The sequence below is a fragment of the Paenibacillus oryzisoli genome, from assembly GCF_001653565.1.
In the GTDB taxonomy this organism is placed as follows: Bacteria; Bacillota; Bacilli; order Paenibacillales; family NBRC-103111; genus Paenibacillus_E; species Paenibacillus_E oryzisoli.
In genome coordinates this window covers 18,991-31,679 of sequence record NZ_LYPB01000054.1, presented here as the reverse complement: position 1 = coordinate 31,679, position 12,689 = coordinate 18,991, and the positions used below count along the sequence as shown (strand labels likewise).

The window sequence follows — 12,689 nt, the reverse complement described above, 5'->3', positions numbered from 1 at the left end:
GCATGATATATATTTCAAAACGCAAGCCGATTAGGGCACACGTTATGATGTCTAACATCCTTCTTGCACATGCTTCATGATTTCTAAGGCAGCTGCTTCATCTGTAACCAATACATCTTCTTGCCCATGTCGTAGTACAGAAGCGATCGCTTCCCCTTTGCTCTTCCCGCCAGCAACACCAATCACAACTTCTACACGCTGCAGATCTTCTAGTCGAAGTCCGACGGTCGGCATCTTATGAACCACATTTCCTTGGCGATCAAAATAATAACCGAGCGCCTCAGCAAGTGCACCATCCGCTTTCAGACTGCCCGTAGTATCACTATCTACTTTACGTCTGCGTGCCATGACCATAGCATCTCCGATACCATGGACAACAATGCGACAACTGCGCACCGCGTTCACAACTTCCTGTATCTGTGGATCTTGAATCAGCGATTGATAAGCTTCTTCACCAAGATGATCAGGAACATGCAACAACCTGTATTTCCCGCCCGTTTTCTTGGCCATAATGGAAGCAATCGTGTTCGCTTGCATATCCACACTTTCACCAAGTCCTCCTCGTGCAGGGACGAACAAACTCCCTTTCATCGAAGAAGATAATGCCAAGTTATTGGCGATCTGTGCCATCGTCGACCCACCCGTTACCGCGATAATATCATCTTTGGCAATATACTTACGCAAAGCGGCCGCACCAGCGCGTCCAAGCTCTTTCTTCGTAAATACGGAAGTGTCTGAATCCCCAGGGACGATGATCACATTGGAGATGTGAAAAGCTTTGGCGATACTGTCTTCCAAATCCGTCAAGCCAAAAGCCATCTTAATGATCGGTTGCATATCTTCCAGCAGTTGACGACCAGAATCACTGATCTGCATACCGCTTGCGTCCGATTCCAGAAGCCCTAGCTCCTTCAAGAAATCAACTTCGCCGCGCAGCACCCGCTCCGTCATATCGAGTGAGGACGCTAGCGTCCTTCGTCCGACCACGCCGGAAACCAAGATGTGTTGCAGAATCGAGTAGCGTTTCTTCATGATGTCCATAAGATCAGGCATGAGTTGTTTCTGAATGTCTAGAATCTCTCTCATAGGACGACTTCCAACGCTCCCGATCCAAGTTGGACGTTTATTGTCCCAGGCATACATTTTATGTCCCACCCGGGCGAAAAAAAAGTTCCTTGCGCTATTTCATATGTTACTTCTCGTTTACAGTTCTTATTATAACCATTTCCGTCGCAACATTCAACATTTGTTCAAACATTTTTCTTCAAATAGGTCTGTAAGGGCTTACCTCCTTGCTTTTTATGGAAAGCTGACTTATAATAACCCTTGCTTCACTTTTTCTACACTATGCGCCCGTGGTCCAATGGATATGACGTAGGCCTCCGAAGCCTGAGATAAAGGTTCGATTCCTTTCGGGCGCGTCCAACAATCAGCCAATGAGTTAAGATTTCTTCGTCAAATCAGCTCTGAGGCTGATTTTTTTACGTTTAGTTTGACCTTTCTTGACCTTCGGAGGTTTTTTCGTTATCATACTTGTAGATACTGTAAATAGTATGTACCCAATAGTGGTAACCCAACCCCAAGGAGGTCATTCTCATGAGTTTTATTCCTATGGTCGTCGAACAGGACGCGCGCGGTGAAAGAGGATATGACATCTACTCTCGCTTGCTGAAAGACCGCATTATATTCTTAGGCACGGGTGTCAACGATGTTGTGGCGAATTCCATCATTGCTCAGTTGCTCTTCTTGGCCGCTCAAGATCCTGATAAAGATATCTCGCTTTACATCAACAGCCCAGGCGGCTCCATCACAGCTGGTATGGCGATCTTCGACACTATGCAGTTCATCAAACCAGATGTATCCACGATCTGCGTTGGTATGGCTGCCTCAATGGGCGCGTTCTTGCTCACAGCTGGTGCCAAAGGCAAGCGTTACGCGCTTCCGAACAGCGAAGTTATGATTCACCAACCACTTGGCGGCGCAGAAGGTCAGGCCTCTGATATCGAGATTCGCGCGAAGCGTATTTTGAAAATGAGAGATAACCTGAACACGATCCTAGCCGAGCGCACTGGACAATCATTCGAGCGTATCGAGAAAGATACAGATCGCGATAACTTCATGAGCGCTAAAGAAGCAGCCGAATATGGACTCATCGATAAAGTCATCGAGCGCGTCTAATTTATAAATAAATAAGCCAGCCTTCAGCGGCTGCTCCAAGAGCAGACCGTGAGGCTGGCTTTTTATTGTCCTTGCACAAAAGCCTCAGCAGAACTAGTGATTCATTCACTAGTCTCCTGAGGCTCTTCTCTTTTTATGATCTTATTTTAAATCTTCTAATGGATAGAAGATCAAATCAATCGGGAATGCCGAGCCCGCTGGAGGCGTAAACTCGATATCTAAGGCATCCTCCGTACCAGTCGTACGCGCCAGCACTTCTAGGCCATCGAAAGCCGTAATGACACCGGAATACGGTACAGGAATGATTTCTCCGTTGATTTTAAACGGACCCTTGAACACGCCGCCTCTGGCCATAATCATAACGGCCATTTTGCGCGGCTTATCCGCATGGATCTTATAGACCACCCCATAATTTCCGCCATTCTCCACGACTTGCTTACGCATCACGTCGTAGCCTTTGACGAATGGATCCGTCTTATTATCTCCAATCGTTAGCCTAGAGGCTTTCGTAAAGCTCGTGGCATCAATTTTCCATTCAATTTCGGATACGGGGAACGTACCGCGAACATGGCCGTTAAAGCTAAGGAGTGGCAACTCCTTCACGATCGTTGGTGTCAGCATTTTTTCCGTTGCGATGAAGGACATTTGAAGCTCCCCGTCCGTTTCGACATCATAGAACAAATTCACACCTTGACCTGGATAAAAATCTGGCAACTTCGCGTACACATAACTCGCTTTAGGCGGAACCGTCATGGTATCCGTGTACACGTTATTAAGAAGGAAATCAACGGAAGCTTCGCTGCCGATCAAATTCGCATAAACGGAAGGGTAAACCTCGCCTTTATTCGTTGTTTTAATCGTAATCGGTTTGTCCGTGTTGTTCGTTGCAAAGATGGCAAACGTCATCTTCTGTTGCGTACCATTGATATGATCTGCGTACAAACGCCCTTTACCATTAATGTTATCTTGATACAAAATACCGCTTGTTGTGAATTCTTCTGGACTGTCACTAACAAGCAGCGTACGTCCTTGAACTTCTTTCACATCTTTGGGCAGCAGCGGCAACTCGTTAAAATGGGACCAGATCGTTGTCCAATTGGTTTTAATAAATCCACCAACCGGCTTCATATAAATCGGATACTCGACTTCTGACAAGTACGGTTCATTGACAACTGTCACAAAACTTTTGAACAACTTGCTCACATGCCCATGACCATCCTTAACCGTTAAGGTTACGGGATATTGACCAGCTTTGAAGAACGCCTCTTGCTTACCGGTCCAATCGAAGGATACGATGCCTTCTGCATCTGGATCATAACTCAAATCCAAGTACTTAACAGGCTCACCAAGCCTGTAGGTAGGCTTCGCAGTAGCGAACTTAGCAACTGGACGAGAATTGCTGTCTTGATCGATGTAGATGCCCTCAGGCGCTTTAAAATGAACGATCTCGACACGTCTTAGCTCACTATTATAGGTATACTTGGCACCCATGTAATCAGCCAACCAAGTCAGTTTTACAAGCAACTTGCCATTCACGATAGCAGCTACCGACTTAAAGGGGATATCCACCTCATTCGTTGTCACCGTCTTATGATCAGGATCTAGCACGATGTTAGTACCCGGAGGCGACATTTGAATCGTACGGGATAGGTCATTCCACTCTACTTGAAAACCTAATGTATCACCCAAGAATTTGGCTGGAACGAACGTGCTTCCGTCAATAATGGTAGATGGTGACTCCAAATGAATCTGTTCTTGATTCACGAATGCTTCTGACTTATCGATATAAAGTAAAATAAAGGACGAGCTTGTTGATACCGCATGCGCGGCTGGTGCTGTAATTGTGCTAACTAGAAATATGAGTACAGCTAGTAAAGCAATCATTTCTTTCCTTACTACATTCATTTCACTTTCGCTCCTTCTTCAAGCTTGTGATAGGCGAGCTACTAGAAACACTAATAGCCTTATCCATCATGACCACGTTTATTAGACGTAGCCAAGCGAAAAAGGTTGCTTATCCCAATATTTGTTAACAATTTCGACACTTTTAGCAAAAGAGTAAATGTCCACCTGCAAACTGCAAAAAAGCCCCCTCGAAAGGTAGGCTTTTATAGGATTATTGGTTTTCCAATTCTTCCTTACTGACTAATGTGACTAAAGCGTTTACAGCCTGCTCTGCATCCGAACCTTCTGCACTTATGAAGACTTCGGTCCCTGTGCTGATCGCAAGACTCATAATTCCCATGATGCTCTTTGCATTCACTTTCTTCTCATCTTTCTCAACAAAGATCTCGGATGAAAACTTATTCGCCTCTTGAACAAACAATGCCGCAGGTCTGGCATGAAGTCCTGTTCTCAACTTCACAACGACTGGACGTCTGGACATGGAACTAATTCCCCCTAGTGTGGAGCTTATATGGATTACTATTAATAACAGCGTATACCTTATGTTTTAATATTATAGCATTTTTCCTTCAAGTACACTAGAAAAAATGCGAAAAACTTATACAAGCGTTGTACAGCTCAAGTTTTCCTACGAATTTCGGTGTTTTTCGGCTAATTCGTCTATTTTCCGCAGACGATGATTCACACCTGACTTGCTAACACTGCCCGAAAGCATGTCGCCAACTTCCTTCAAATTCAAGTCGGGGTGCGCGAGTCTGATCTCCGCAACCTCTCTTAACTTATCAGGTAAGCTATCTAGACCGATCTCCCGCTGCAACAATCGAATATTTTCGATTTGCCTGACGGCTGCCCCGATCGTTTTGTTCAAGTTCGCCGTTTCACAGTTCACGATGCGATTAACGGAATTCCTCATATCCTTCATAATCCGAACATCCTCGAAGCGCAATAGCGCCTGATGAGCTCCAATGATATTGAGAAACTCAATAATTTTCTCGCCTTCCTTGATATACAGCACGAACCCTTTCTTACGTTCAATGAAACGGGCGTTCAAGTCAAACTTGTTCGCAAGCTGGGTCAAAGCTTTACAGTGTTCTTCATAAATCGAAGCGATTTCCAAATGATACGAAGATCCTTCGGGATTATTGACAGAACCGCCAGCCATGAAAGCTCCTCGAAGATAAGCACGCTTGCAGCAATTGCCGCGAATAATGTCCTTGTTAATACCTGTCGTAAAAATAAACCCCTCAGAGACAATCTTCAAATCACTGAGTAGCTCTTGTACTTGACCGGGGACCCTAACAATATACACATTATTCTTCTTTAGACGCATTTTCTTACGCACGAGCAACTCCGTGTGTGTATTATACGTCTTCTTGATCAGCGAGTAAATTCGCCGGGCAATCGCTGCATTCTCCGTGGAGACATCCAGCACGACACGCTGATTCGTTAACTGAACCGCACCATTCATCCGAATGAGTGCGGACAGCTCCGCTTTTTCACAGCATGACTCCGAATCATTAATTAACGTTAACTCTTTTTTGGTTGTTGCCGCAAAGGACAAGGGACTCACTTCTTCCTTAACAGCCAGCTTTCGACGAGCTGATAGATATGGTCACTCAATTTCTCTGCATCATGACGAAGATAGGTACGGAATAAGACCAGTCGATCTGCAATTACGCGATATCCTCTTTTCGTCACTTCATCCAGGTCTAAATGAACCGCTTTGGAACCTTTTTCCGCATATTTGGCTTGCACCTGCGGTGGAATCTCACCATTATTCACGATCACATAATCAAACAAATGCTGACCTAAGTGATCATAAATTGCATCCAGATGATCGCTGACTGAGTAATCATCGGTTTCGCCCGGCTGTGTCATGACATTACAAATGAACAATTTCACTGCATTCGATGCCACGATTTCTTCAACAATCCCTGGAACGAGCAAATTCGGCAGCAAACTTGTATATAAACTGCCAGGACCGCACAAGATGGCATCTGCTTCGCGTATCGCCTGAATAGCTTCTGTCAGTGGTGTTACCCCTGCCGGTTCAATGAATACTTTCTTGATCCGCCCATCGGCCTTCGGAATTTTGGACTCACCAACAACTAAAGTCCCGTCCTCCATAATGGCTTTTAATACGATCGCTTGATTCGAAGCCGGGAGCACCCTCCCGCGAACAGCAAATACACGATTCATTTCTTGCACGGCAGTAACAAAGTCACCTGTAATATCTGTCAATGCCGCTAGTATTAGATTTCCCAGACTGTGTCCGGCTAAACCTGTACCGTTCTGAAATCGATACTGAAGCATCAATGACAACAACGGTTCAACGTCTGCTAAAGATGTTAGCACATTTCGAATGTCACCCGGTGGCGGCATCTGCAATTCACTTCGTAGAATGCCAGAGCTTCCTCCATCGTCTGCAACGGTTACGATAGCAGTAATATCAACCGGTTTTTCCTTCAGTCCTCTTAGCATTACAGAGAGCCCTGTTCCACCGCCAATAACGACTATTCTGGGCTTACGTTGTAATTGACCAAGCTCCATACTTCTTTCACCCTCTTACTGACATAGCCGTCTATAAACGGTCCCGCTCGGAATCTCGATGACTTAGACGCACGGTCTCCGTCTCACTGTTCCCCATGACTTTACCTAGATATTCCGTAATGGCAACCGAACGATGTTTACCCCCTGTGCAACCAATACCAACAACAACTTGGCTCTTGCCTTCTTTCTTGTACTGAGGCATCAAGAAATTGAGCATATCCAGCAGCTTTGTCAGGAATTCTTGCGTCTCTGACCACTTCATCACATAGTCATACACATCGGGGTCCTGACCCGTTTGCGGACGAAGCTGCTCCACATAGTGAGGATTAGGCAAGAAGCGCACATCGAAGATAAGATCGGCGTCAATTGGGACACCATACTTAAACCCGAAAGAGATTACATTTATAGATATGCGGTTAGCTTCTAGATTGGTGAACCGAGAAATAATTCTTTCCTTCAATTGCACGGGTTTCAGGCTGCTAGTGTCAATCACCTGTGTTGCCAGACCCTTGAGTTCTTCTAGCAACTTACGTTCAAGACCAATACCCTCAAGCGGCGCACCGTCTGGAGCCAACGGATGGCGGCGACGGCTCTCTTTGTACCGCTGAACAAGCGTCCCATCCGTTGCATCTAAGAATAAAATTTCATAGCTAAGGGTGTAATTTTCTTGGATATAACGTAAAGACTCTTGGAGCGCAGTGAAAAACTCACGTCCGCGCAAATCAATAACCAAGGCGACTTTACCGATTTTACCCATCGATTGCACGATTAATTCAGCAAACTTCGGAATCAGGACGGGAGGTAAGTTATCCACGCAGAAGAATCCTAGATCCTCCATACTTTGAACAGCAATTGTCTTACCTGCACCCGACATCCCTGTAATAATGACCAGTTTCGCTAAAGGGTGGTTCTCTTCCATGCCTGACACCTTCCTTTGGGGAGCTCTCGCAGATCAGATCAGCTTATCTCATCCAGTTCTACGAACCCGGTCTAACCTTCTATCGTAAATTCAATCCTGCCGCACCTACAACACCCGCATCATTACCAAGTGTAGCAGCAACAATCTCAACACCCTCAGCTGCCGCTTCTGGTGTAAATTTGATGAATGTGTCACGAATCGGTTGGAATAGAATTTCCCCTGCCTTCGAAACACCACCGCCAATAATAAAACGCTTCGGATTAATGACAACAGCCAGGGCTGCCATGGAACGTCCGATGTAATACGCGGCACGATTCACAATGCGCAAAGCTACTTCATCTCCGCTTTTGGCATCATCGAACACATGCTTAGCTTCAATCTTCTCGTGAAGAGCCAGTGATGTACGCTCTCCGCGTTCCACTGCTTCCTTCGCCATACGCACGATACCCGTTGCCGAAGAAACGGTTTCAAGACAGCCCATTTGACCACAACCACACTGAATCGCTTCAATGTCAGGGACGATAGACATATGACCAAGTTCGCCAGCCATACCAGCAGACCCTTGATAAATTTTACCGTTAATAATGATACCGCCGCCAACACCTGTTCCAAGCGTATAACATACAACGTTCGGAATACCCGCTCCCGCTCCGGACCAAGCTTCACCAAGCGCAGCTACATTCGCATCATTATCAATTTTGACTTGTTTACCGAGAAGTGCTTCGAGCGTCTTCTTGGCCGGTACATTATGCCATTGCAAGTTCGGTGAGAATTTCACGAAGCCTTCTGGAATATCCATAAATCCAGCTAACCCCGCGCCAATTCCAGCAACTTGCTCCCACGAATAGTCGGACTCTTCTACAACTTGACGTACATATTGCGCAATACGCTCAAGAACCGACTCAGCACCAAGTTCAGGTGAAGTAGGCCCTTCTAACGTCTTCAGAAGCTTTCCTTGCTCATCACAAATACCCACTTTAATATTCGTGCCACCTAGATCTACACCGATATAAATTTGACTGGACATTACAAGGTCACCTCATGAATAATCATAAAATTTTCAATAAAAAATGTCTGGGGTCCCCGCAAAGTAATTGGAATATGCGTCGAAGGCAACTCTCCACTTTGTGAGGCTTACTTATACACCTGTTCCCACTATAAGACAACACTGCCGGGAGGTCAAGATTCAACCACACCCTGTCAAAAGAGAAAACGTGGAGAGATGAGCCCTCCACGTTAACTTATTGCCATAACGACTTACAGGGAAATACTCCAGTCATGCACGCTGTTGCCTTCAAGGAACTTCTCAGCTTCCAACGCCGCCGCACAACCGCTTCCAGCAGCTGTAATAGCCTGGCGATACTTCGTATCTTGCACATCACCACAAGCGAATACGCCTGGGATATTCGTTTCTGTTGTTCCTGGCTTCACGACGATGTAGCCATGCTCATCCGTGTCGATTTGTCCACCGAGGAATTTCGTATTCGGTGTATGACCGATCGCTACGAAAATACCGTCTGTTTCAAGGATTTCATCTTCACCTGTTTGGTTGTTTTTCACTTTAAGGCCAGTAACACCTTTATCTCCCGCCACAACTTCTAATGGCGTGTTATTCAGTGACCACTTCACCTTCTCGTTTCCGCGAGCACGGTCTTGCATAATTTTGGATGCACGAAGTTCATCACGACGATGAACCAAACGCACTTCCGACGCGAAACGAGTCAAGAAGTTTGCTTCTTCCATCGCGGAGTCACCGCCGCCAACGACGATAATCTTTTTGCCGCGGAAGAAGAATCCATCACATGTTGCACATGTACTTACACCGCGTCCGATGTTTTCTCTCTCATTGGAGATGCCAAGCAATCTAGCAGATGCACCTGTTGAGATAATCAGCGTTTCTGTTTCGATTTCGCCTAGGCCTTCTACTTGCAGTTTAAATGGACGGTTCGTTAATTCAACGGAATTAACCCAACCTGTTTTGAATTCAGCACCAAAGCGTTCAGCCTGCTTGCGCATGTTCTCCATTAATTCCGGTCCCATAATCCCTTCAGGAAATCCTGGGAAGTTTTCTACTTCGGTAGTTGTTGTCAACTGTCCGCCTGGTTCTGGTCCTTCAATGACAAGTGGGCTTAGATTCGCACGCGCCAAGTAAATAGCTGCTGTTAGACCGGATGGCCCTGTTCCTACTACGACTGATTTATACATATGATTTCCCTCCTAGGTGCTTTCCTTGGGAAAGCTCTCTTTAATTAGCGTGACAATCAGTGATTGCTCATCTGCCGTTTACGGCACGAACAATCCGTTTATATATATGTATGAAAGCCGAGGCTTTCATGATGCATCAAGCTCGGCTATCAAAGACTCGTAAATTTATTGAAAATCGCATCCATTTTCTCACGTAAGCCACACGTATCGTCGATGTGCTTCACATGCCGACTGACCGTGGATACCGTCACGCCATAACGCGAAGCTACTTCCTGATAGGAAATCGTACGTCGATGCATTTTGGCAATCAAATATTCCAACGCCGCTGCCCAGCCTGCTGACTTGTGAATCTTAGGCACGTTCGGGTACACCTTCGTCAGAAATTCAACCCACAGAATTTCTAAGTCATACTGTTGAACCATATCGTAACGTTTGTGCATATGCGATAGCGCTGTTTCCATCACTCGCTGCCATGATGCATCCCATACGGGAAGTTGAGGCGAATACGGAGAAGCTTCTACCATGATGTTTTTATTTTCGAGATAAGCAGGAAGTGACTCCCGGATGCCCATACTGCGCAGAACGAAAATGGCCACCTTCTTCAAGTAATCATCCTCTTTGTGATCCAGAATGAAATCCTGAAGCGCGTCTCTCACTTCGTTGTCGGCAATCAAGCCAAAGGCTTGAATAACTTGAAGTTTCGTTTCTACATCGCCATGTCGCAAAGCCCAGAAGAAGGATGACCGCACAAGCGGGTCTTTCTTCAGTTGATCAGGAATGCCCTGCGTAGATCTCTCAAGCGCACGGAACTGTTCCTCGAACGGCAGATGATAGTGATAACTCCAAGTCAGTGGGAGCACCGACTTCTCTCTCATTCGCAATTGCTCTAAGTAGAACTTGGAAATTTCAGCACCTGGATCTAACTTCTGAACCTGCTTCCACAAGCGGTAGGCTTCAGCGAAACGTCCAATATGGCAGGCTGCTACAGCTGCATAATGGTACAGACAAGGATCAGTGCCCCCATCTCCCGCCTTCAATAGACGCTTGAATAGATGGTAAGCTTTCTCATGCTGAGCAAGAATGCCCATCGTCGTTGCCAGCTTGAACACATGTTCTTGCTGGAACGGAAACGTCTTGCCTAACAATGCAGTCAGCTCTGCCAGTTCCTTTTTGTTGCCAAAATGTTGATGGAATATCGCCATATTGCAGAGTGCATGTAGATTACCAGGATCAATAACCAGCACCTCGCGGATCGTTTCCATCGCCTTCTCGAATTGGCCCATATAATAATAAGCCAATGCCAAATTATTACGAGCGGCTGTAAAGTCAGGCTGCTTCTTCACCAGATTCTCCAACTGCCTTACGGCCTCTGCGAACTTCCCTTCCTCAAGCAACGCACGGGCCTTATCATGCTCGAACAGCCCTTCTCGACTCTTGATGCTAGTGAGAGGGGCGGGACGATCAAGCTCGTAGCTAAGCATTTCCATCATTTCTTCGGATTCGTCCATGAATTGCCCTGTCGGGTCATTCTCCAAATACCGAACCAATGCCTGTTCCGCTTGCTCGAAGTTTTCCATGTTGGCATAGTTGTTCGCCATATAAAAGTGACATTCTGTCATCTCGGGATCGATGGTTTCAAGGATATGCTGCAAAATTTGGTTCGACTCGTCATAATTGCCCACTTCGGAGAGAACTCCTGCGAGATTGCAGTGATTCACAGGATTATCCTGCTCATACTCTGCAGCCCGCCGGAAATATTTCAATGCCTTATCATAATGAAACCGATCCAAAGATTGAACCGCTCTCTCGAAAAAGAACGCGGCATCCATGTTAATTGAGATAACTTTTGGTTTTGGCGCTTCGGATATGCGCTTTTTCTTTTCCATAGCAAGACACCTCCGGCAATTTGATTACACTCAAATTATACCATAGATCTCTTAGAAGCCAAAAACAATATCCGAAGGTAAGATATGGGCCTATACGCCGCCGTATTTGAATAGGGAGGACAGGGAACCGCCGTCAGTAATAATGCGAACCGCATCCGACAGTAAAGGTGCTACGGAAAGCACATTAAACTTATCTGAATGCCCCTCTGGAATTGCGATGGAATCTGTAATGATAACTTCTTTAATGCTAGGGTGATCCAGACGTTGCAGCGCTGGGCCAGAGAACACAGGGTGTGTGGCACAGATGTAGACATCAAGCGCGCCGCGTTCTTTGAGACTTTCCACCACGTTAACGATGGTTGTACCTGTATCAATTAGATCCTCGATAATGATCGGTGTGCGTCCTGCAACATCCCCAATAACGTGTGTAATCACGGATTCGTTGTGCTCAGGGCGCTTCTTGATCATCATCGCGAATGGCGCATCGAGAATGTTAGCCATTTTCTCAGCTGTTGTTGCACGTCCTGCATCTGGAGATACGATAACTGGATTCGGCAAATTCTTTCTTTTGATGTTATCACTGATCAGATCAAGCGCTGTTAAGTGATCCACCGGGATATTGAAGAAGCCTTGAATCGCTGGCGCATGAAGGTCAATCGTAACAACACGAGTTGCCCCAGCTGAAGCGAACAAGTCAGCGACTAATTTAGCTGAGATCGGCTCACGTGGAGCTGCTTTGCGTTCTTGACGGGAGTAACCATAGTAAGGGATGACAAGGTTGATCGTTTTTGCAGATGCTCTTTTCGCCGCATCCATCATGACCAGAAGCTCCATCATATGCTCATTAATCGGATGGGAGAAGGTTTGTACCAGAAATACGTCACAGTTACGAATCGTTTCTTCGTAAAGGCAATAAATTTCTCCGCTTTTGAAACGCGATAATTTAATTTGTCCTAGCGGCTGGCCGAGCTCTTTACAAATACTTTCCGCAAGCTTCGGATTCGAAGATCCGGAAAAAATTTTAACATTGTCGCTATGCATGGTTA

11 protein-coding genes and 1 tRNA gene are annotated in these 12,689 nt (G+C 45.9%); 2 read left to right on the top strand and 10 right to left on the bottom strand.

Translation table 11 applies throughout. The features are described 5' to 3' along the window. Positions 1 to 51 precede the first annotated feature (51 nt). Positions 52 to 1,086 carry a sugar-binding transcriptional regulator gene (locus A8708_RS10805; protein ID WP_068663544.1) on the bottom strand — a complete coding sequence of 345 codons (1,035 nt, stop codon included), beginning with the start codon at positions 1,084 to 1,086 and terminating at the stop codon, positions 52 to 54. Between the two features lie 263 nt (positions 1,087 to 1,349). Here A8708_RS10805 and A8708_RS10800 point away from each other — a divergent pair. Next, a tRNA-Arg gene (locus tag A8708_RS10800) sits at positions 1,350 to 1,421 on the top strand. Between the two features lie 175 nt (positions 1,422 to 1,596). After that, positions 1,597 to 2,178, top strand: coding sequence for an ATP-dependent Clp endopeptidase proteolytic subunit ClpP (gene clpP, locus A8708_RS10795; protein WP_065851305.1), 582 nt, complete (start codon positions 1,597 to 1,599; stop codon positions 2,176 to 2,178). Positions 2,179 to 2,319: 141 nt separating this feature from the next. Here the strand turns inward: clpP and A8708_RS10790 are convergent, their stop codons facing one another. The 9 genes from A8708_RS10790 to A8708_RS10750 form a co-directional block, all read right to left on the bottom strand. After that, complete coding sequence (locus A8708_RS10790) at positions 2,320 to 4,083, bottom strand: stalk domain-containing protein (protein ID WP_068663508.1); 1,764 nt, start codon at positions 4,081 to 4,083, stop codon at positions 2,320 to 2,322. Between the two features lie 211 nt (positions 4,084 to 4,294). Beyond that, complete coding sequence (locus A8708_RS10785; RefSeq protein ID WP_028555561.1) at positions 4,295 to 4,564, bottom strand: HPr family phosphocarrier protein; 270 nt, start codon at positions 4,562 to 4,564, stop codon at positions 4,295 to 4,297. Positions 4,565 to 4,711: 147 nt separating this feature from the next. Continuing rightward, positions 4,712 to 5,644: a DNA-binding protein WhiA gene (whiA, locus tag A8708_RS10780; protein ID WP_068663507.1), complete on the bottom strand. Its 933-nt coding sequence runs from the start codon at positions 5,642 to 5,644 to the stop codon at positions 4,712 to 4,714. 5 nt (positions 5,645 to 5,649) lie between these two features. Further along, positions 5,650 to 6,633, bottom strand: a complete 984-nt coding sequence (locus A8708_RS10775) for a gluconeogenesis factor YvcK family protein (protein ID WP_068663506.1) — start codon at positions 6,631 to 6,633, stop codon at positions 5,650 to 5,652. A 31-nt stretch (positions 6,634 to 6,664) separates the two neighbouring features. Further along, entirely contained in the window at positions 6,665 to 7,552 is an 888-nt protein-coding gene (rapZ, locus tag A8708_RS10770) for an RNase adapter RapZ (RefSeq protein WP_057310218.1), read from the bottom strand. Positions 7,553 to 7,631: 79 nt separating this feature from the next. Next, positions 7,632 to 8,579 (bottom strand): ROK family glucokinase, encoded by a 948-nt coding sequence (locus A8708_RS10765; RefSeq protein ID WP_068663505.1) that lies wholly within the window; start codon positions 8,577 to 8,579, stop codon positions 7,632 to 7,634. A gap of 230 nt (positions 8,580 to 8,809) precedes the next feature. After that, positions 8,810 to 9,757 (bottom strand): thioredoxin-disulfide reductase, encoded by a 948-nt coding sequence (gene trxB / locus A8708_RS10760; protein ID WP_068663504.1) that lies wholly within the window; start codon positions 9,755 to 9,757, stop codon positions 8,810 to 8,812. Positions 9,758 to 9,906: 149 nt separating this feature from the next. Next, on the bottom strand, positions 9,907 to 11,643 hold the full coding sequence (locus A8708_RS10755) for a tetratricopeptide repeat protein (protein WP_068663503.1): 1,737 nt from the start codon (positions 11,641 to 11,643) through the stop codon (positions 9,907 to 9,909). 90 nt (positions 11,644 to 11,733) lie between these two features. Then, on the bottom strand, positions 11,734 to 12,684 hold the full coding sequence (locus A8708_RS10750) for a ribose-phosphate diphosphokinase (RefSeq protein ID WP_068663502.1): 951 nt from the start codon (positions 12,682 to 12,684) through the stop codon (positions 11,734 to 11,736). Positions 12,685 to 12,689: the final 5 nt, after the last annotated feature.